This is a genomic window from Alcanivorax sp. MD8A (assembly GCF_002888555.1).
GTDB lineage: Bacteria > Pseudomonadota > Gammaproteobacteria > Pseudomonadales > Alcanivoracaceae > Alcanivorax.
The window spans coordinates 1-21,819 of record NZ_AQOQ01000029.1 but is presented as its reverse complement, the minus strand read 5'-3'; the positions used below and the strand labels follow the sequence as shown (position 1 = coordinate 21,819).

Here is a 21,819-nt window from a genome sequence, read left to right as displayed (position 1 = left end):
GTGTCAAGACGCTACGCCTGACGCATGCGCAACGCCACCAGAATCGTCTGCAGATGGGGCACCGGCACCTGATGCTGCCGGGCTATCGCCACTACGTTCCCCAGAATGGCATCCAGTTCAATGGCACGCCCCTGCAGATAATCCAGTGCCATGGAATTCTTGTACGCGCCCATCTTGCGCGTACCCTCCAGGTTCTTGTCGATAATGCCGTCTGGCATGGGGTAACCATCGGCTTCTGCCACGGCGATGACTTCTTCCATCAGCGTGCGAATCAGTGATTCGCCACCAGGAGCATCCAGCATGCTGAGCGTGTCTGCACCGTTAGCCAGCACACTCAGGGGATTAAACGGGGTGTTCCAGACACACTTGCGCCAACGCTCCCCCACCACCGCATCGGTCTCATCCACCTTGATACCCCCCTGTTGGAAGAACTCACTGAGGCGGGCGCAATGTTCATCAAATCCACGCGGGAAATTGCCCATCACCAACTGGCCGTAGGCTTGATGATTCACCTCCCCCGGCCCGGTACGGCTCACGGCAATAAAGGCCAGACAACTGACCAGAGGATTGGTCGGGAAAGCGTCGGCCAGCTCACGTTCAATATCCAGCCCGTTTTCGATCAACACCAACCCGGTATGCTCGCCCATCCAGGGCCGTACCAGGGCTGCCCGATCCACGCCCGGCAACACCTTGACGCACAGCAAGATGTAATCAGCGGTCTGCACCGGAGTATCGTTCGGGCCATAGACCTGATCCGGCCGCCAGGACAAATCGCCAAGGGAGCTGGTAAAGCGAAAACCGGTGGCGTTGACGGCCTCATAATCGGACCGCAACACCACAGCCACTTCGCAACCGGCCCGTTTCAGAATCGCACCGTAAAAACTGCCAATGGCACCGGCGCCAATCACCAGTACCCGTGGAAACCTGTTCATCCTCTCTCTCCCTTACCTGTCAGCCCCCGATGCATGTACCACAACGGCATCAACGACAGCAGGAAAATCATTAATAACAACCCGAAGGCACGATCGAATCCGTACTCCCAGTGCTGCGCCAGAGCCGCCGACGGGAAACGATTCGCATGCTGGTGACTGAACCACTGAATGGTCAGGGCGCAAAGATTCACCCCCACTGCACCACCGATCTGGCGGGCAAAATTGAACACCCCCGAGCCCTGGGGAATCAGCCCCGGGGGAAGCAACCCCAACGCCCCGGTAGACGACGGCGGCATCATCAGCCCCAGGCCCACACGTCCCAGCAAAGTCCACCACACCAGCCACACCGCAGAAGTGGCCAGACTGGCCCCGGCCATCAAGGCCATGTTGAGCACAAACAACACCAGCCCGGCCACGATGAGTCGGGCTTCAGGCAGTCGGTCAGTCAGGTGTCCGGCCACGGGAAAGGTAAAGGCCATGGCGAGTCCGGCGGGCATCAGCATCAGCCCCGCACTGGCGGCACTCTCCCCCAGCACCTGCTGGAAATACAATGGCGTCACATAGGTGGAGGCAAACACACCCGCACCGATCACCATGGACATGATGAAACTGCCGGTGAAGCCGCGATAACGAAACACCCGCAAGTCCATCAGCGGGTGCCGAGCCCGGCGCTGCCATGCGACAAAACACACCAACAGCAGTGGGCCGACGAACAGACCGGCCAAAAGCACGGGATCCTCCAGCCCTCGCCGGTGGCTATTGGCCAGCGCCCAGAGCAACACCGTGATCCCCACGCTCAACTGCAGCAGACCTATCCAGTCCAGGGTCACCGACCTGGCCTTGGCGTCACGTCCGGGCAAAAATCGCCAAGCCATGACCATCCCCACAACGCAAGCGGGCAAGACCACCAGAAACACCGCCCGCCACGACAGCGTATCCACCAACACCCCACCAATGGCCGGAGCCACTGCCGGCCCCAACACCACGCCCAGGCCATAGATCCCCATTGCCTGACCACGACGGTTCAGGGGGAAAACCTGAAAAATGGTGATCATGGCAAGCGGCTGGATCAACCCGGCCAATAACCCTTGCCCGACCCTGGCCGCCACCAGGGTGACAAAATGCTCACTGACCGCACCGATCACCGACACCACAATGAACGCCGCCATGGCCAGCAGGTAGGCCCCGCGGGCACCAAAGCGGTGAGTACACCAGGCATTGGTGAGCATGCCCACGGTCATGGCCGCCAGAAAGCCGGTGGCCAGCCAGTGCACCTGATCCTGAGCCAGCTGGAACTCCACCATGATGGTAGGAATGGCCACATTGATAATGGTGGATGCCAGCACCACCGACATGGTGCCCAGCATCACGGTGACGGTGGCCAGCCACCGGTAGCGGGCGCCGTAACGGTCGAACAGCTGTTCGACCTGGGCTTCAACGTGGGTCATTAACGGGTGGGATCTTCACTGATGCGTACCAGCAGCTTGCCGCGATTGCGGCCTTCCAGCAGCCCCTGAAATGCCTCGACGGCATTCTCCAGTCCGTCCACCACATCTTCCTGATACTGAATCTTGCCCGCCTGCATCCAGCTGCTCATGTCCTTGACGAAGTCTTTCATCAGGTGGGCATAGTCAAACTGGATAAAGCCCTTGATCAGCACTCGTTTGACCAACAGTTTGGTCAGGAAGGCCGACAGCTGATCCGGGCCCTGTGGCGCCTCGGTGTCGTTGTAGTGGGCGATACGGCCGCACAGGGGAATGCGCGCAAAATCATTCACCAGCTTCATGACCGCATCAAAGACCTTGCCACCCACGTTTTCAAAATAGATATCGATACCGTTGGGGCACGCCTCAGCCAGCCGGGTTTCAAAGTCGTCGTCCTTGTAGTTGACGCACGCATCAAAACCGTAGGCCTCGACCACATGGCGACACTTGTCTTCTGCTCCGGCGACACCCACAACGCGGCAGCCCTTTAACTTGGCGATCTGCCCGACCACCTGACCCACCGCGCCACTGGCAGCAGAGACCACCACCGTCTCGCCCTCTTTCGGCTGACCGATTTCCAGTAGCCCCGCGTAGGCAGTAAACCCTGGCATGCCCAATACCCCCAGCGCCGTGCTGATCGGTGCCTGGCTCGGGTCCAGTTTGCGCAGGGTGGTTTTATCCTGCACTGCGTAGTCCTGCCAGCCACCGAAGCCGAGCACGAAATCCCCTTCAGCGAAGCCGTCAAGTTTTGACGACACTACCTGCCCCACGGTACCGCCTTGCATGGCAGTGCCCAAAGGCACCCCGGCAGCATAGGATTTCGCCTTGCTCATGCGGCCACGCATGTAAGGGTCCAGTGACAGATAGATATTTTTCATCAGCAGCTGCCCGTCCTGAAGTTCAGGCAACGCCGACTCCTGCAAGGGCAGATCCTCAGCGGTGGGCATTCCCACCGGGTGATTGGCAAGAATAATCTGGCGATTACTTGTCATAATGCTCTCCCGTGTTTCGTTTTCACCTCAGCAGCCACACGGCACAGAGAAATGCTCTCCGTTAATCCCGTGCCCTGTTGGGTAATGTGTTTTTATCCTCGCCCGGGCTTGGTATCGCCTTGCAAGCAAGGCGCCTACAGCCCGTATCCTGTTTCAGGAACAGCATTTGAGCCGCCCCCCCGGTCCATACAGAGCCGGAAGAAGGATAGCGTCAAAAAAGGCGGCCGAGGCCGCCTTGTTTGTCTGCAGGGTTACGCAGCGTCTTCATCCACATACAGAAGACTTTCCAGCATCTGCATGTGGTATCCCAGATCGCCCAACTGATGATCAATCATCACGATACGCTTGGCGTAATGAGATACGGCCGTTTCTTCCATCATGCCCATCCCACCGTGAAGCTGAATGGCTTCTTCTGCCACCTTGCGACCGGATTTGCCAATAATGGCCTTGGCCGCGGCCAAACGCTTGGCGCGCACCTGCGGTGCAGCATCCAGCGAGCAGGCTGCCAGAATGGTCATGGAGCGGGCCTTTTCCAGTTCCATGCGCATTTCCACCATGCGGTGCTGCAAGGCCTGGAACTTGCCGATGGCCACGCCAAATTGCTGACGCTCCTTGATGTACGCCAAGGTCTGGTCGCATGCCACTTCCATGGCGCCGGCCGCTTCTGCACACAGCGCCACAATGCCCAGGGCGAGTGAGGCTTCCAGTGCGTCCGCTGCGCCCCCTTCTTCACCCAGCAGCTCGCCGCTGGCATTGTCAAAATGGATCTCTGCGGCACGCAGACCATCGATGGTTTCATAACCGCGACGGGATACGCCGCTGGCATCCGCGTCCACCACAAACGCCGACAAACCCTCACGGCCGCGAGTCTCGCCACCAGTGCGGGCAATCACCACCAGTTTATCCGCGCTGTCGCCGTGCAATACCACCGCCTTGCGACCGGAAATCACATAGCTGTCGCCCTGTTTTTCCGCCTGGGTGGCCACATGGGTGTGGTCGTAGCGGCCCTCCGGCTCGTAGGCAGCCAGGGCCAGACGCAGCTCGCCACCCACGATGGCGCTGATCAGGGATTCTTTCTGGGCATCGTTGCCCAGCGCATCGATCAGTGTGCCGCTGAGTACAACGGTAGCCAGGTAGGGCTCCAGTACCAGGCCACGGCCAAAGCCTTCGGCAACGACCATCAGCTCAGGGCCACCACCATTAAAGCCACCGAAGTCTTCGGCGAACGGTACACCCAGCAGGCCCAGTTCGGCGAACTGCTGCCACATCTGCGTTGAATAACCCAGCTCGCTGGTGCGGGCCTTTTCGCGTGCATCGAAGGGATAACCATCGCGAACCAGACGGCCCACGGTTTCTTCGAGCATGCGCTGTTCGTCGTTCAGTTTAAAATCCATGCTCATTCACCTCTTACAAACCGAGAATCATCTTGGCGATGATGTTCTTCTGAATTTCATTGGAACCGCCGAAGATCGACAGCTTGCGCATGTTGAAGTACTTGGCAGACACGGTATTGGCGAAGTCCGGACCGACACTCTCGCCGTCGTAATCGGCTTCAAAGCTTTCCGGCAGGAAGGGCTGCGCGTACGGACCCGCCGCGCGGCGGAACAGATCGGTGATCTCCTGACGCAGCTCGGTGCCCATGATCTTGAGGAAGGAACTTTCCGCCCCCGGTACGCCACCGGCTTGCGCCGCCGCGACGGTGCGCAGGTTGGTCATTTCCAGCGCCATCAATTCCATTTCCACATCGGCAAGACGATTGCGGAACAGCGGATCCTCGATCAGCGGTTTGCCATTTTGCTGCACCTGGCGCGCCACGGTTTTCAGATGTTTGAGGGCGGCCTTTGACTGGCCCACACCGGCAATACCGGTACGCTCAAAGGTCAGCAGGTACTTGGCACAGGTCCAGCCCTTGTTTTCTTCGCCAACCAGGTTTTCCACCGGGACTTTCACATCGTCGAAGAACACTTCGTTCACTTCGTGTTCGCCATCCAGGGTGATCAGCGGACGCACGGTGATTCCGGGTGTTTCCATGTCGATCAGCAGGAAGGAAATACCTTCCTGTTTCTTGGCGTTCGGGTCGGTGCGCACCAGACAGAAGATCCAGTCGGCGTGCTGACCCAACGTGGTCCAGGTTTTCTGGCCATTCACAATGTAGTGATCGCCCTCGCGTACGGCCTTGGTTTTCAGGCCTGCCAGATCAGACCCGGCACCCGGCTCGGAATAACCCTGACACCACCATACGTCACTGTTAAGGATCTTCGGCAGGTAGGTTTGCTTCTGTTCCTCGGTGCCGAATTTGATAATGACCGGCGCCACCATGTTCACCCCGAACGGCAGCACAGTCGGAGCTCCGTACTCGGCACACTCTTCCTCGAAGATATGCTTCTGGATCGGCGACCAACCGGTGCCACCGTGCTCTACCGGCCAGTGCATGGCCATCCAGCCCTGCTCGTTAAGAATTTTTTGCCAGCGGACGGTATCGTCCTTACCCAGGTGCTGACCGTTCTTCACCTTGCTGGCGATGTCTTTGGGCAGCTTGTTATCCAGGAAAGAACGCACTTCATCTCGAAACGCCAGTTCTTCCGGGGTGTAGTTGATATCCATCTTCAAACCTCTTCAAAGGTTGTTCTTTGCTACGCAACCGCCGTTAGCTCTTTAAGGAAAAGCACCGACGGCGGGTTGCCACATTTTTAGCGGTTAAAACCCTTCCCCTGCTCGGCCAATTCAGCCAGCCGCGCGGAGGGTTTCCAGACTGGATCGCCAGTCTGCTGATAAATCTCGCTGATCTTGTCGTGGATCTTTTTCACGCCCACCTGGTCGGCCCAGAACATCACGCCGCCGCGATACACCGGGAACCCGTAGCCGTAAATCCAGATCACATCCACGTCCAGCGGACGCGCCGCGATACCTTCTTCCAGAATCTTGGCGCCTTCGTTGACCATCACGTACATACAACGCTCAAGGATTTCCTGATCACTGATGGCACGAGGGGTAATGCCGTTATCACTCCGGTATTGTTCAATAATGCCGTCGACATCCGGTGAAGGGACAGGGGTGCGGTCGCCCTCTTTATAGTCAAAAACGCCAGCCTGGGTTTTCTGGCCAAGACGACCGGCTTCCACCAGCTCGTCGGTCCAGTTACGGGCGGGCGCATTGGCGGGATCCTCTTTGCGCAATTCTTCACGGATACGGTATCCCACATCCATGCCTGCCAGGTCTGACATGGCAAACGGCCCCATGGGGAAGCCAAGGTCAAACAGTACCTTGTCCACCTGTTGCGGGCTGGCACCTTCGTTCACCAGTTTGATCGCTTCTGCCTGACGCTTGTGCAGCATGCGGTTACCCACAAAACCGTGACAGACGCCAACCAAAACACCGACCTTGCCAATACGACGACTCAGGTCCATCACGGTGGCAATCACATCATCGGCGGTCTTTTCACCGCGCACGTTCTCCAGCAACTTCATGACGTTAGCCGGGCTGAAGAAATGCATGCCCATCACGTCCTGGGGGCGCTGGGTAAAACTGGCGATACGGTCCACGTCCAGGGTCGAGGTGTTGGTGGCGAGAATGGCGCCGGGTTTACACACCCGATCCAGCTCGGAGAACACGGCCTTTTTCACGCCCATATTCTCGAACACGGCTTCGATCACCAGGTCCACATCCCCCAGTTCGTCATAGCTCAATGTGGGCTGGATCAGCGCCATTCGCTGTTCCACCTGTTCGGCCGTAATACGGCCTTTTTTAGCGGTGTTTTCGTAGTTTCTACGAATCACGGCCAAGCCCTTTTCCAGCGCCTCCTGCTTCACCTCAAGCATCTTCACCGGGATACCGGCGTTGGCGAAGTTCATGGCGATGCCGCCACCCATGGTGCCCGCACCAATCACCGCCACCGTGTTGATGTCACGACGCGGAGTATCCTTGTCGAGCCCCGGCACCTTGCCCACTTCACGCTCGGCGAAGAAAACATGACGCTGGGCAGCGGATTCCGGTGACAGCAACAGCTCGACAAACAACTCCCGTTCGCGCTGCAACCCTTCCTCGAAGGGCAGCTCAGCGGCAGCCTGTACCGCCTTGATGCAATGGAAAGGCGCCTTGAATCCCCGTTGGCGACGGGCGATGGATTGCTCAAAGCGGGCAAAAACGTCAGCCCCGCTGTCGCCAGGAATGGGCAGATCACAGAGACGACGCAGCGGCGCCTTTTCGTCAATGACGTTGCGGGCAAAAGCCAGGGCGCCCTCCAGCAGATCGCCACTGACGACCTCATCGACGAGCCCAAGCGCCTTGGCCGCCGCCGCTTTCACCGGGTTGCCACCGACAATCATGTCCAGAGCGGCTTCAATGCCCACCAGCCGTGGCAACCGCTGGGTGCCCCCCGCACCGGGGAGCAAACCCAGTTTCACTTCCGGCAATCCCAGACGGGCACTGTCCAGCGCCACCCGGTAATCACAACCCAGTGCGACTTCCAGCCCGCCACCCAGCGCGGTGCCATGAATGGCAGCAATCACGGGCTTGCTGCTGGCTTCATATTCATTGATCACATCGGGCAAGGCCGGCGGTTGCGGCGGTTTACCGAATTCGCGGATATCCGCGCCGGCAGGAAAGGTCTTGCCCTCACCGGTCACGATCACTGCCTTAATCTGGTCATCGGCCAGGGCCTCCTGCAAGCAACGCTGCAGGCCCTCACGGACACCCTGCCCCAGTGCATTGACGGGGGGGTAATGGATTCGGATAACGCCAATGTCATTGTCACGACAGAGGCTAACCGGGCTACTCATAACGACTCTCCTCGTTGACTGCGACGTGTCACCACGCCAAAGGCAGTGTGTCTCCGGTACGGGAACGGAGCTGCCGGTGCAGGCCCTACACTATAGCCCATTACCGACAACTTTCAATTATTTTGGAATTGCATTTCATTATTTAAAAAGGGCCGAAAAACAGGGCGCCTGGCGCCCCGCTTCCGGCCGGAGAGAATCAGTCCGCCAGCACTTCCGAAATACGCTGCAGCACGACTTTGCCATCCTTCACGGTGGCAATGTTGGGGTCGGCCTGCATGCCGCCATTAGCATCAATCTCGGTCACACCGTAGGGGTTGTTTTCCGGCGCCAGGTTTTTCAGCGCCTGCCCCATGGCCGCACGAATCGCCGTGGCATCGTCTACCGTGCCGGCTTCCTGCATGGCCTGAACAACGGAATAGAGGGCAAAGTAGTTATAGGCCACTTCCGTGGTCGGATCCTTGCCATCGTTTTGCTGGTGATACTTGGCGACAAACGCCTTGGCACCGGGCTCTTCGTACAGCGTCAGCGGCACTACGCCCACGGAACCTTCCAACATCTTGTAACCACCGATGATCTTGGCCATTTCACCCATCTTGGCCTGATCCATAATCACGAAACCGCCTTTGAAACCAAGCTCACGGGCCTGCTTGGCCACCAATGCGGTTGGCTCGGAAGCGCCGCCGATGAACATCACGTCAGGCTTCTCTGCCAGCACCTTGCTCACACCGGTGTAGAAGTCCGCAGACTTGTTGTAGTCCATGGGGTTATCCGCAACCACGGTACCGCCCATGGCTTCCCAGGTGGGGACAAACGCTTTGGTCCAGTATTTGGCGTAGTCATGGGTGGCGTTGGCGATGGCCACTTTCTTGCCGTTCTGGGCCATGGCAATTTTGGTGAAGGGCTTCATATAGCCAGTAAACGTCGGCGGAATACGCACGGTCAGCTCATTGCCCTTCTCGGTAACCGTGGGCACCGAGGTGTAGGACATCACCACAAAGCCATCGCGTTCATTAAAGGCTTGCAGCGCAAAAGTACCACCGGAGTGCGGCGTGAAAATGACCGGCGCATTGTACTGCTGCACCAGGCGCTTGCCGTTCACCGCGGCCTGGCTGGGGGCGTACTTGTCATCCAGAGACACCACATTGATTTCGTAGGTCTCACCATCGACCTGGAAGCCGCCACTACTGTTGATTTCTTCGGCCGCCATTTGCAGACCTTCCAGCGTGTTCTGGCCGTACAGGGCCGCACCGCCACTCAATGGCCCGGTGAAACCGATATTCAGGGTTTCTGCAGCCTGGGCGCCTGTCGCCGCCAGGGCGATGGCGCTGGCACAGGCCAGCCGGCAGAAGCGTTTAAGGGTTCCTTTGCTCATGAATCTCTCCCGATTATTGTTTTCACTGTTGTAGCGTCTGTAACGTGTCGTTGTGTTGTAGCGTCGTAGCGCACACGCTGTGGGTCAGGCTCCGATGTAAGCCTTGCGAATTTCTTCATTACCCAGCATCGCGTCCTTATCACCCTCCATGACCAGGCGACCGTTTTCGATCACGTAGGCACGGTGGGCAATCTTCAGTGCGGCGAAGGCATTCTGCTCCGCCAGCAGTACCGTGGTGCCCTGCTCGTTGATGCCCTTGATGGTCTCGAACATCTGCTTTACCACCAACGGCGCCAGGCCCAGTGAGGGCTCATCGAGCAACAGCAATTTGGGGCGCCCCATCATGGCTCGCCCAATAGCCACCATTTGTTGCTGGCCACCACTAAGGGAACCCGCGGCTTCGTCCTTCTTCTCATCAAGAATCGGGAACAGGGCAAGGATCTGGTCCAGCGTTTTCTTCATGCCCGCCTTGTCACGACGATGCACATAGGCGCCGAGCATCAGATTCTTCAGTACTGACATTTCCGGGAACAGTTTGCGGCCTTCCGGACACTGCACCACCCCGCTCTGCACCAGCGCAGAGGGTTTCAGGCCTGTCACATCCTTGCCATTCAGGGCAATGGATCCGGCAGTGGGTTTCAGCAAGCCACTGATGGTGTTGAACAGGGTCGATTTGCCGGCACCGTTGGCACCCAGCAAAACCACCAGTTCGCCCTGCTCCACTGACATGGAGACATTTTCCAGGGCCTTGAAGCTGCCGTAACGGGCTTCGACTTGATTAAGCTGCAGCATCTTCATCACTCCCCAGATAGGCTTCGATGACCACCGGATTGTTGCGGACTTCTTCCGGGGTGCCTTCGGCAATTTTTTCACCGTGATCAAGCACCATGATCTTGTCAGCGAGGCTCATGATCATGTCCATCTTGTGTTCGATCAGGCAGACGGTAACCCCGTGGTCCACCATCTTGCGGATCAGGCCCGCCAGGTTTTCGGTTTCTTCCGGGTTGATCCCGCCCGCAGGTTCATCGAGCAACACCAGTTCCGGGTCGGTCGCCAGCGCCAGCGCAAACGCCACCCGCTTCTTTTCTTCCTGGCTGATGTCTGCCGTGATGCGATGGCCAATGTGAGACAGACCGACGAAATCCAGCACTTCCTGAGCGCGGGCACGGCACTTGGCCTCTTCATCACGAAGTCGTCGGGAATTGATGATCACATCCCAAAGGCGCGACTGGGTTCGCAGGCGATGACCGACGATCAGGTTGTCGAGTACCGTGGACTCTTCAAACAACATGGTGGTCTGAAACGTCCGGGCAATGCCAAGCCGGGCAATGCGATCACAAGCCATGCCGGTGATGTTCATGCCCTGGTATTCGATAGTGCCCTCGGTGGGAGGCATAGCGCCGGCCACCAGATTAAAGAACGTACTCTTGCCTGCCCCGTTGGGACCGATGATGGCGTTGATCTTGTTGGCATCGAATTCAATGCTGACGTTGTTCACTGCCGCCAGCCCGCCAAAGCGCTTGGTCAGGTTATTGATCTTAAGCATGGTTACCTGCCTCCCTGTTGGTGGCTACCGGGCTGGTCGGGGATTTTTTTTTAGCGTTTTCCTGTGACTTGCCTGCATCCTGTGCCGCCGCCATCCGGCGGGCACGCCAGCCAAGGAACGACCCCACCACACCACGCGGGAAGAAGATCACCAGCACCACCAGCAGCGGGCCAAACACGATCATCCGGTACTCTTCCAGGAACTGCAGGGACTGGGTCAGCCAGGTGATAACCATGGTGCCCACCAGCGGCCCCATCAGCGTGCCAATGCCCCCCACCAGCAGGTAGGTGATCATGTCGAAGGTATGCACCACGTCAGCTTCCGCCGGGCCGATAAACCGGACCAGACCGGCATACAGCGCCCCCGCCACACTGGCATAGGTGGTGGACAACACAAACGCCAGTACCTTGTTGCGCATCAGGTTGATACCCAGCGACGCGGCCAGATCATCACTGATACGAATAGCCCGGAAGCTGCGCCCCAACAGGGAGTTGGTAATACGTGCGGCCAGCCAGACCGATAGCACCATGAAGGTCAGCGCCAGGTAGTAGAACGGTGTGGTCTCGGTGAAATCCACCAGTCCGAACCCGTTAGGCGCCGGAATGTTGATAATGCCCAGAGCACCATGGGTGAGCTCTTCCCATTTATCGATGAGCAGATAAATGATGAACCCTACACACAGGGTGAAGATCGCAAAGTAATGCTCTTTCAGGCGCAAGGACACGATCCCGGCCAGAAAGCCAAACCCCGCACCGGCCACGCCGGCAGCCACGAAGGCCCACCAGAATCCCCAGCCGTGGTCCACGGTGAGAATCGCCAGAACGTACGCACCAATGGCAAAGAAACCGCCATGAGCCAGGTTTAACTGACCGCACAGGCCGGTAATGATGTTCATGCCATACACCGCGATAGCCCATACAAACGCCAGTGCCATCACATAAACCTGGTACTCATTACCCGCCACAAACGGGAACAGTACCGCCGCCACAATCAACACCATCTTCATTGCCGGCGTCATGAAAAAATCGGAAATCTTCTGCAGGGCATTCATTAGCGCACCCCCTTGGTAAACAGGCCAGTGGGCTTCACCGACAGAATCAGCACCAACAGAGCGAAGGCGATGATGTCCTTGTAATCAGTGGAGATATAGAAGCCGCCAAACGCTTCGGCAAAACCGATGATCAGGCCGCCGACAATGGCCCCCGGAATCGAGCCCATGCCGCCGAGAATAATGATCACGAAGGCCTTCATGATCAGCAGGTGCCCCATGGCCGGGTACACCAGATTGATCGGCGCAAACAGCGTGGCGCCCACTGCCGCCAGCACCCCGGAAATGGCAAAGGTCATCATCGCTACCCGGTTGGCATCGATGCCGACCAGGAACGCCCCTTCCCGATTCTGGGCCATGGCCACAATGGTAGAGCCGGTCATGGTTTTCTTGAGGAACAGGTGCAGCACTGCCATCAGGGCGAAGGCGCCGATGATGATCAGTACCCGCTGGGCCGGGATGGTCATGCCGGCCACATCGAGAATATCGGTGTACGGCGTCGGCATACGGCGGAACTCCGCGCCGAATTTCATCTGCACCATGGCTTCCAGGAACAACATGATGCCAATGGCCGCAATCTTGTCGTGGATTGGCGGCGCTTCGCGAAGCGGATTGAATACCAACCGTTCACACAGTACCGCCAGCACCGCCACGGAAATGGCAGAGGCGATCATGGCGATCCAGTAGTTGGCACCAAAATCCACCATGGTGATGTAAGAGACATAGGCGCCGACCATATACAGCGCCCCATGAGCAAAGTTCGGTACGTGCAGAATGCCGTAGACCAGGGTCAGCCCCAGGGCGACCAGCCCGTAGATGCTGCCCAGGGTCAGGCCATTGAGCACTTGTTGCAGAAACAGATCCAAGGCAATGCCTCCTCTGTACTGGGATGCGGCCACGCTATTGGCGTGGTCCTGCATCCCGTTTCTCTGTTGTTATCCAGCCTCTGCGGTGTAGCGCGACCGCGGTATTGTTAGTGTGAGACTGTCCAGATCCGTCGGCTATCCGACAAACCGCTACGTCCTGTCAGGACGCCTGTTGTTGATGCCCTGCCCACTCCTGCTCCTGCAGGGCTCGCCACATCACCTTGCCGGTGGGCGAACGGGGCAGCTCATCGCGGAACTCCACCACCTGGGGCACCTTGTAGGCCGCCATTTCTTCCTTGCACCAGTCGATGACGGCCTGCTCGGTGAGCGTGCCTTTCATGTCGTCGCGCAACACCACACACGCTTTTACCGATTCTCCACGGCGCTCGTGTGGCGTGGATATGACACAGCTCTCCTGAATCGCCGGATGTCGGTACATCAGGCTCTCCACTTCTGCCGGCCAGACCTTGAAGCCAGAGGCGTTGATCATGCGTTTCACCCGATCGACGATGAAGAAATACCCTTCTTCGTCGTAGTAACCGAGATCGCCGGTGCGAAAGAAACGCTTGCCATCCAGTTCCAGGAACACCTTTTGGGTTTCCTGGGGACGCTTCCAGTAACCCTGGAAGACCTGCGGACCGTGAGTCACGATCTCGCCCACTTCGCCCGGGCCCAGCTCCTTGCCGCTCTCCACATCGATGATGCGCGAGTCGATATCGAAAACCGGGATACCCAGACACTGGGACTTGGGACGATCCGTCGGGTTGATGTGGGTGCCGGCAATGGTCTCGGACAGACCATAGCCCTCCATGTAACGCAGGCCCGTCAGGTGAAAGAGCTTGTCGGCCACCGCTGCCGGCATGGCCGCCCCGCCACCACCGATATTCTCCAGTGACGACAGGTCATAACTTTCCACCTCGGGGTCGGACAGCAGATCGATGGCCATGGTGACGATGTTCACCCAGCGACTCACCCTGTAGCGCTCGATCAGTTTTGCCGCGACCTGACGATCCCAGCGCGTCATCAGCACAATCAGCGAGCCGCCATAGATCGGAGAGTTCATGGAACCCTGCATACCGGTCACATGGAAGTACGGCAGTGTCGCCAGGGTGACCGATTCCGTCGTGCCGTGGCTCCACACCGCACCCTGCACGCAGGTCGCCATCACAGAAGCATGGGTATGCATGCATCCCTTCGGCGCGCCGGTGGTTCCGGAGCTATAGGGGAACACCGCCAGATCGTCCGGGCCCACCAGTAACTCACTGGGCTGCTTGTCGGCATCCATCACGGTTTTCCAGCTGATATGCGCTGCATTATCCAGCGTCACCGCCGGGGCCTGCACCTCTGGAGGCAATGGCAGATCGGTGTCACGGGTGATGTAGTCATTGTAGGCCGCCACGATCACATGCTTGAGATTGACCTTACCTACCACCGGTGCGATGGCCGGCAACAGTTCCTGTCCACAGATCGCGACAGCGGCTTCAGTGTCTTCCAGGTAATGCTCCAGCTCCGCCGCCCGATTCATCGGGTTCACCGGCACCACAATGGCGTTGGCACGGAGAATCGCGTAGTAGCCGATAATGAATTGAGGGGCGTTCTGCATGAACAGCAACACCCGGTCACCCTTCTCCACGCCCAGCGCCTGCAGATACCCGGCCAGGGCATCCACCTGCTGCTTGAGCTGCGCAAAGGTGATGGGGCTGTCGTAATAGTTAATCGCGTCCCGCTGCGGGTAACGCAGGGCAGACACCTCCAGATTGGTATAGAGGCTGGTCTGCGGCAGGCTGAGGTGGCGCGGCATATTCTCCGGCCAGACCGCATGATGCCGATCAAACATGTTGTGCTCTCCCGGTCGGCTCCCGTCAAACCCTGAGGTTTGGGGGCCTTTTATTGTTGATGCTGTAGCGCAAACCGCCGGCAAACAGCGGCGGAAAAATCTGACTCGGCAGTCAATCTGACACGGCTTTAGAGGGAGGTCAATACTATTTTGGAATGTGATTTCATTTTTTGAAACGAAATCAGAGAAGGCAGTTAACGGCGGAAAAACAGGCTATTTACCCAACATACCACTGAGTATGCCGGGTGCCCATACCGATTATCGGATCCTGATTTCACTCAGAATAAAACGTTAGAAATTGTTTCCTTGAGGCGTGATCAACGCAAACGCCCCACCCTTCAGACCGAAGGCGTCTCGCTGGAGGCATGCAGATAGGGCGCGCTAGCCAGGGAAAACAAGCAGGTTTGGACAAAGCCCTCCGCATCATGACCGAGATCCATGCTTTCCGGGTCCAGCAGCCAGAACATGATGACGCCGGTGAGCTGGCTGTGTAGCCAGTTGACGGCCCGGGCGATATGCAGGGTGGCCGGCAGTTGCTGCCGGGCCACCGCATTGCTCAACACCCGGCCCATGCGCGTGGAAGACTCACGGCACTTGTCCCGCTGCTTGCCCAGCAACTGCAGGTTCTCGCCGCTGAATTCGCACTTGTGAAACATGATCTCGAAAATACGGCGCTGGTGCTGGTCTTCCACCACTTGCCGGAGCAAGGTACACATAAAGTCACCGAGGCGGCCCAGCGGGTCCGGCTCCGCGGGATCCTCTGCCTTTTCTGACAGGGTGTCGAAAAGCAGGCGGTTTCGTTCGACCATGGCCATGAACACGTCATGCTTGTTTTCAAAATGCCAATAGATTGCCCCTCGAGTCACCCCGGCTTCCTTGGCAATATCATTGAGCGTGGCCGACAACACACCCTTGCGGTGAAATACCCGCTCGGCAGCATCCAGAATCTCTGCCCGGGTTTCCATTGCTTCGCTTTTGGTGCGTCTGACCATGGTGAGATCCGCAGTGACAAATCAAAAAAATCGAACAAACCGCGTTGCTGCATATATACATACACGCGAGAATGTATATATAATGAACGCGATTCACTCTTTTTTCAAGCCCGTCGATCTGCATTCCGTGCAGCGGTACTGGGGTGTTTGCAAGGACAGAAAACTATGCGCAGCGGTATCCTTTATTCCATCGTGACAGGACTTCTGGCGTTCCAGCTGGCAGCCTGCGGCGACAGCGGTCCAGCCCAACAACAGCAACAACAAGCCCCGGAAGTGGGCTTTGTGACCGTCAAAGCCAAGACCGTCACCCTTAATCGCGAACTCCCGGGCCGCACCACCGCGCACCAGATCGCTGAAGTACGCCCACAGGTGAGCGGCGTCATTGAAAAGCGGCTGTTCGAGGAAGGCCAGGAAGTGAAAGCGGGTCAACCGCTCTACCAGATTGATGACCGCACCTATGAAGCCACGGTGGCCACCGCTCGCGCCGAGCTCTCGCGGGCTCAGGCCACGCTGAAATCCAACGAGCTGCGCGCCAAGCGATTCAAGAAACTGCTGGACTACAAAGCCGTAAGCCAACAGGAATACGACGAAGCCCAAGCCCAGCTGGACGAAAACAAGGCTGCGGTGGCCGCGGCCCGAGCCAACCTGCAAAGCGCCCAGATCAACCTGGATTACGCCATCATCAAGGCGCCTATTAGTGGTCGCATCGGCCGCTCCAGTGTGACCGCAGGCGCCCTGGTCACCGCCAACCAGGCCCAGGCTCTGGCGACCATTCGTCAACTCGATCCGATCTATGTAGACCTGACCCAGTCCAGTAATGACTTGCGCCAGCTTCGTCAGGCCATGGCCGCCGGCGAACTGCAGCAAGTGAGTGAAGATGAAGCGCGTATCACCCTGATTCTGGAAGACGGATCGGCCTACAACAAACCCGGCGCCTTGCAGTTTTCCGAGTATGCCGTGGATGAAAGCACCGGTTCTGTCACCCTGCGTGCCCTGTTCCCCAACCCGGACGGCGAGCTGCTACCCGGCATGTTTGTGCGTGGCCGCCTGCCGGAAGGCCAGCGCGAAAATGCCATTCTGGTACCGCAAAAAGGCATCACCCGCGACCCCACCGGGCAAGCCTTTGCCATGGTCATCGACAGCAACAACACCGTGCAGAAAGTGAAAGTGGAAACGGAGCGTGCGGTGAAAAGTCAGTGGCTGATTTCCCGCGGTCTCAACGATGGCGACCGTCTGGCGATTGATGGACTGCAGATGATCCAGCCCGGCATGCCGGTGAATCCGGTCAATACCGAGCAGGCGGATGCCCAGCAAGATGCCGCACCCCAGGCCCCCGCCAACGGCGGGGATCAAAACGCAGCACAGTAATAACGCAGCCTAACCACAAGCGGGATTTTCATGGCCAGATTCTTTATCGACCGACCGATTTTCGCCTGGGTGATCGCCATCATCATGATGATGGCCGGTGCGCTGGCGATTTACACCCTGCCCATTGAGCAGTACCCCACCGTCGCACCACCCGAGGTCTCCATCTCGGGTAACTACCCCGGTGCATCGGCAAAAACCGTGGAAGACTCGGTCACCCAGGTGATCGAGCAGCAAATGAACGGCATCGACAACCTGATGTATATGAGTTCCAGCAGTGACTCATTCGGGAATGCCCAGATCAGCCTGACATTCGCCCCCGGTACCGACCCGGACATCGCCCAGGTTCAGGTACAGAACAAGCTGCAACTGGCCACCCCATTGCTGCCGCAGGAAGTGCAGCAGCAAGGGATGCAGGTAACCAAGTCCTCCGACTCGTTCCTGATGGTAGTGGGTTTCACCTCCGAGGACGGCAGTCTGACCCGTGCCGACCTGGCCGACTATGTGGCTTCCAACGTTCAGGACCCGATCAGCCGGGTTGCCGGCGTCGGCCAGATCCAGCTGTTCGGTTCACCCTATGCCATGCGTATCTGGCTGGACCCGAACAAGCTGAACAAGTACGACCTGACCCCTCAGGATGTGACCCAGACCATCCAGGTGCAAAACAACCAGGTGGCCAGTGGTCAGCTGGGGGGGGCGCCTGCCGTGGAAGGACAACAGCTCAACGCCACCATCATCGCCCAGACTCGCCTGGAAGATACCGAAGAGTTCCGCAACATTCTGCTCAAGGTGAACCCGGATGGCTCCCAGGTGTTCCTTGAAGATGTGGCACGCGTGGAACTGGCGGCACAAAGCTATGACATCGCCGGGCGATACAATGGCCAACCTGCCGCCGGCCTGGCGATTAACCTGGCCACCGGTGCCAACGCGCTGGATACCGCCGAAGCGCTGCGCGCCCGTCTGGCAGAGCTGGAGCCGTTCTTCCCCGACAAGATGCAGATGGTGTTCCCCTACGACACCACTCCCTTCGTGAGCATCTCCATCGAGGAAGTGGTCCACACCCTGTTCGAAGCCATCATCCTGGTTTTCCTGGTGATGTACCTGTTCCTGCAGAACTTCCGTGCCACTCTGATTCCCACTCTGGCCGTGCCGGTGGTATTGCTGGGCACCTTCGCGGTATTGGCCGCCTTCGGTTTCTCCATCAATACCCTGACCATGTTCGGCATGGTGCTGGCCATTGGTTTGCTGGTGGACGATGCCATCGTGGTGGTGGAAAACGTGGAACGGGTGATGCACGAGGACGGCTTGCCGCCCAAGGAAGCCACCCGCAAATCCATGGGCCAGATCACCGGCGCGCTGGTGGGGATTGCCCTGGTGCTATCGGCGGTCTTTATTCCCATGGCCTTCTTCCCCGGTTCCACCGGTGCCATCTATCGCCAGTTCTCCATCACCATCGTGTCTGCCATGGTGCTGTCGGTACTGGTAGCCATGATCCTGACCCCGGCCCTGTGTGCCACCATGCTCAAGGCCAAGGACGGGGAGCACCAGACCAACAAGGGTTTCTTCGGCTGGTTTAACCGCAGCTTTGACAAGAGCAGCCGCTCCTATCAGGGCAGCGTGGAGAAGATCCTCGGTCGTCGTGGTCGCTACCTGTTTATCTACGTGGTCATCGTCGGGGTATTGGGCTTCAGCTTCATGCGCATGCCGTCCAGCTTCCTGCCGGAAGAAGACCAGGGGATCCTGTTCACGCTGGTGACCTTGCCCGCAGGCTCCACCCAGGAGCAGACCGTAGACGTGCTCAAGAAAATGGAGAACTACTACCTCACCGAAGAATCCGATGCAGTGGATGGTCTGTTCACTGTGGCGGGCTTCAGCTTCACCGGCCGCGGCCAGAACGCCGGCATGGCGTTCGTTAACCTGAAAGACTGGTCCGAGCGGGATCTGTCGGTAGACGGCGCCAATGATGTGGTCGGGCGCGCCATGGGCTACTTCTCCACCATTCGTGAAGCCATGATGTTCGCCCTCAGTCCGCCGTCAATTCCGGCGCTGGGCAATGCCAGTGGCTTCGACTTCCAGCTGCTCGATCAATCCGGCCAGGGCCACGAAGCCCTGATCAATGCCCGCAACATGATGCTCGGTATGGCGAGCCAGGACCCGCGTCTGACCGCCGTACGGCCCAATGGTCTGGAAGACAGCCCGCAGTACCAGATCGATATCGACCAACAGAAAGCCAAGGCCCTGGGCCTGTCGATCAGTGACATCAACAACACCCTGCAAATTGCCTGGGGCTCAAGCTACGTCAACAACTTCGTCGACCGTGGCCGGGTAAAACGGGTGTACGTACAGGCTGATGCGCCGTACCGGATGCTGCCGGAAAACATCAACGACTGGTTCGTGCGCAATGCCCAGGGAGAAATGGTGCCGTTCTCGGCCTTTGCCACCGGGCACTGGACCTACGGCTCGCCCAAGCTGGAACGCTACAACGGGGTGTCTTCGGTGAACATCCAGGGGAACGCGGCCCCCGGCTACAGTACCGGTGACGCCATGGACGCCATGGAAGAACTGGCCGCCAAGCTGCCTGCTGGCTTTGGGTTTGAATGGACCGGCCTGTCCTATCAGGAACGCCAGTCCGGCGATCAGGCGCCAGCACTTTACGCCCTGTCGCTGCTGGTGGTGTTCCTGTGTCTCGCCGCCCTCTATGAAAGCTGGTCGATCCCGTTTGCGGTGATGCTGGTGGTTCCGCTGGGGGTACTGGGTGCGGTTCTGGCCGCCACCTTCCGCGGACTGGACAACGATGTGTTCTTCCAGGTGGGCCTGCTGACCACTATCGGGCTATCGGCGAAAAACGCGATCCTGATTGCAGAATTTGCCCTGGAACTGGAACAGAAAGGCGAACACCTGCTCAAGGCAACACTGGAAGCCGTCCGCATGCGGCTGCGCCCGATCCTGATGACCTCACTGGCCTTCATGCTCGGCGTCACCCCGCTGATGATCAGCACCGGTGCTGGCGCGGGCGCCCGTAACGCCATCGGCACCGGCGTGTTCGGTGGCATGCTCACCGCCACCGTGTTGGCGATCTTCTTTATCCCGCTGTTCTATGTGGCGGTACGCAAGCTGTCCGGCGTGCCGCTCAACGGCAAGAGCAAAACGTCGGAGACCTAAATGCAACGTTCCCCGCTGACGCTCGCCCTTTTGGGCGGGCTGATGCTGGGTGGCTGCACCCTCGCCCCCAGCTATGACGCCCCGGATTCCCCGGTCGCCGCCCAGTTGGGCGACAGTCAGCCGGCCAGCGAACTCACCCTGCCCGGCTGGGAAAACCTGTATCGGTCGGAAGAGTTGCAACAGCTGATACGTACCGCTCTGGAAAACAACCGGGACCTGCGGCTGGCGACACTGGACGTGGCCGCCCTGCGTGCCCAATACCAGATCCAGCGTGCCGACCTGTTCCCGTCAGTCACGGCAGAGGGCACTGGTACCCGCCAGCGCCTCCCCGGCGACCTGTCCAGCACCGGTCAGTCCACCCTTAGCAGCCAATACGGTGCGCAAGTGGGGGTAACCGCCTGGGAACTGGATCTCTTCGGCCGTGTGCGCAGCCTCAAGGACGCCGCCCTGGAAAACTATCTGGCCAGCGAAGAAACCCAGCGCAGCAGCCACCTGGCGCTGGTCGCCCAGGTCGCGCAAAGCTATCTGACCCTGATGGCAGACCAGCAGAATCTGGCGATCAGTCGCGAGACCGTGGCCGCCCAGCAATCCTCACTGGATCTGATCCAGCGCCGTTATGAAGGCGGGCTCGGCACCGAGCTGGATGTCCGTCAGGCGCAGATCGCCCTGCAGGGCGCCCTCGCCAATCAGGCCAGCTTCGAGCGGCAGGTCAGCCAGGACTACAACGCCCTTGCCGTGCTGGTAGGCGGCCCTCTGCCCGAGCTGCAACCGGTGTCGCTCAGCGACGACGCGCTGGATCTGGTGGCACCGGTGCCCTCGGGTCTGTCATCGGACCTGCTGACCCAGCGACCGGATATTCGTCAGGCAGAACGTCAACTGCGCGCCGCCGATGCCAACATTGGTGCGGCACGTGCCGCGTTCTTCCCGAGCATCACCCTGACCGGCGCCTACGGCTCCATGAGCAGCGAGCTGTCCGGGCTGTTCGAGAGCGGCTCCAAAGCCTGGTCATTCAGCCCCGCCATTTCCCTGCCGATCTTCACCGGTGGCAGCAACAAGGCCAACCTGGATCTTGCCTGGGTGCGCCGTGACCAGGCGGTGGCGAGCTATGAAAAAGCGGTGCAGGTGGCATTTCAGGAAGTAGCGGATGCATTGGAAGCCCGAGACAGTCTGAGCCGTCAGGCACAGGCACAGCAGGCGCTGGTGGAAGCCACTCGCCAAACCCTGACACTGGCACAACAGCGTTATGAACAAGGTGCCGACGATTATCTGGCGGTTCTGGATGCCCAGCGCACCCTGCTGTCCGCCCGCCAGCAACGGGTCAGCCTGCAGCGCCAGCAACTGAGCAATGAAACCGATCTGTATCGGGCACTGGGCGGTGGCTGGGAAGCACAACAGGCCACCCATCTGGTGGCAGGCCGCTAGGGAGCCTCTGAATAACTCCTTGC

Annotated in this window: 16 protein-coding genes; 3 read left to right on the top strand and 13 right to left on the bottom strand. The window is 58.9% G+C overall.

Translation table 11 applies throughout. From position 1 onward, the window contains the following. Nucleotides 1–11: 11 nt before the first annotated feature. From A15D_RS13545 to A15D_RS13485, 13 genes are all read right to left on the bottom strand, one after another. Nucleotides 12–932, bottom strand: a complete 921-nt coding sequence (locus A15D_RS13545; RefSeq protein ID WP_102792365.1) for a ketopantoate reductase family protein — start codon at nucleotides 930–932, stop codon at nucleotides 12–14. After that, nucleotides 929–2,380 (bottom strand): DHA2 family efflux MFS transporter permease subunit, encoded by a 1,452-nt coding sequence (locus A15D_RS13540; protein ID WP_102792364.1) that lies wholly within the window; start codon nucleotides 2,378–2,380, stop codon nucleotides 929–931. Before A15D_RS13540 ends, A15D_RS13545 begins: the two co-directional genes overlap by 4 nt. Further along, entirely contained in the window at nucleotides 2,380–3,408 is a 1,029-nt protein-coding gene (locus tag A15D_RS13535; protein WP_022985126.1) for an NADP-dependent oxidoreductase, read from the bottom strand. The genes A15D_RS13540 and A15D_RS13535 overlap by 1 nt, the downstream gene beginning before the upstream one ends. Nucleotides 3,409–3,659: 251 nt before the next feature. Then, nucleotides 3,660–4,802, bottom strand: a complete 1,143-nt coding sequence (locus tag A15D_RS13530; RefSeq protein WP_102792362.1) for an acyl-CoA dehydrogenase family protein — start codon at nucleotides 4,800–4,802, stop codon at nucleotides 3,660–3,662. Between the two features lie 13 nt (nucleotides 4,803–4,815). Next, complete coding sequence (locus A15D_RS13525) at nucleotides 4,816–6,012, bottom strand: acyl-CoA dehydrogenase family protein (RefSeq protein WP_022985128.1); 1,197 nt, start codon at nucleotides 6,010–6,012, stop codon at nucleotides 4,816–4,818. An 86-nt stretch (nucleotides 6,013–6,098) separates the two neighbouring features. Further along, nucleotides 6,099–8,186: a 3-hydroxyacyl-CoA dehydrogenase NAD-binding domain-containing protein gene (locus A15D_RS13520; protein WP_102792361.1), complete on the bottom strand. Its 2,088-nt coding sequence runs from the start codon at nucleotides 8,184–8,186 to the stop codon at nucleotides 6,099–6,101. A gap of 196 nt (nucleotides 8,187–8,382) precedes the next feature. Further along, the gene (locus A15D_RS13515) at nucleotides 8,383–9,558 is read right to left on the bottom strand and encodes an ABC transporter substrate-binding protein (RefSeq protein ID WP_102792360.1); all 1,176 of its coding nucleotides are present in this window, start codon (nucleotides 9,556–9,558) and stop codon (nucleotides 8,383–8,385) included. Nucleotides 9,559–9,642: 84 nt separating this feature from the next. Next, nucleotides 9,643–10,350 carry an ABC transporter ATP-binding protein gene (locus A15D_RS13510; protein WP_022985131.1) on the bottom strand — a complete coding sequence of 236 codons (708 nt, stop codon included), beginning with the start codon at nucleotides 10,348–10,350 and terminating at the stop codon, nucleotides 9,643–9,645. Beyond that, nucleotides 10,337–11,104, bottom strand: coding sequence for an ABC transporter ATP-binding protein (locus A15D_RS13505; RefSeq protein WP_102792359.1), 768 nt, complete (start codon nucleotides 11,102–11,104; stop codon nucleotides 10,337–10,339). Before A15D_RS13505 ends, A15D_RS13510 begins: the two co-directional genes overlap by 14 nt. Beyond that, complete coding sequence (locus A15D_RS13500; protein ID WP_102792358.1) at nucleotides 11,097–12,155, bottom strand: branched-chain amino acid ABC transporter permease; 1,059 nt, start codon at nucleotides 12,153–12,155, stop codon at nucleotides 11,097–11,099. Before A15D_RS13500 ends, A15D_RS13505 begins: the two co-directional genes overlap by 8 nt. Beyond that, nucleotides 12,155–13,018, bottom strand: a complete 864-nt coding sequence (locus A15D_RS13495; protein WP_031226343.1) for a branched-chain amino acid ABC transporter permease — start codon at nucleotides 13,016–13,018, stop codon at nucleotides 12,155–12,157. The genes A15D_RS13500 and A15D_RS13495 overlap by 1 nt, the downstream gene beginning before the upstream one ends. 160 nt (nucleotides 13,019–13,178) lie before the next feature. Then, nucleotides 13,179–14,855: a long-chain fatty acid--CoA ligase gene (locus tag A15D_RS13490; protein ID WP_022985135.1), complete on the bottom strand. Its 1,677-nt coding sequence runs from the start codon at nucleotides 14,853–14,855 to the stop codon at nucleotides 13,179–13,181. 338 nt (nucleotides 14,856–15,193) lie between these two features. After that, nucleotides 15,194–15,847, bottom strand: a complete 654-nt coding sequence (locus A15D_RS13485) for a TetR family transcriptional regulator (RefSeq protein WP_102792357.1) — start codon at nucleotides 15,845–15,847, stop codon at nucleotides 15,194–15,196. Nucleotides 15,848–16,012: 165 nt separating this feature from the next. On the opposite strand from A15D_RS13485, the gene A15D_RS13480 reads away from it, so the two are divergent. From A15D_RS13480 to A15D_RS13470, 3 genes are read left to right on the top strand one after another with little or no spacing between them, the layout of a single operon-like run. Beyond that, complete coding sequence (locus A15D_RS13480) at nucleotides 16,013–17,215, top strand: efflux RND transporter periplasmic adaptor subunit (protein WP_102792356.1); 1,203 nt, start codon at nucleotides 16,013–16,015, stop codon at nucleotides 17,213–17,215. A 30-nt stretch (nucleotides 17,216–17,245) separates the two neighbouring features. Then, nucleotides 17,246–20,374 (top strand): efflux RND transporter permease subunit, encoded by a 3,129-nt coding sequence (locus A15D_RS13475; RefSeq protein WP_102792355.1) that lies wholly within the window; start codon nucleotides 17,246–17,248, stop codon nucleotides 20,372–20,374. Next, nucleotides 20,375–21,796, top strand: a complete 1,422-nt coding sequence (locus A15D_RS13470) for an efflux transporter outer membrane subunit (protein ID WP_102792354.1) — start codon at nucleotides 20,375–20,377, stop codon at nucleotides 21,794–21,796. The last annotated feature ends 23 nt before the right edge of the window (nucleotides 21,797–21,819 follow it).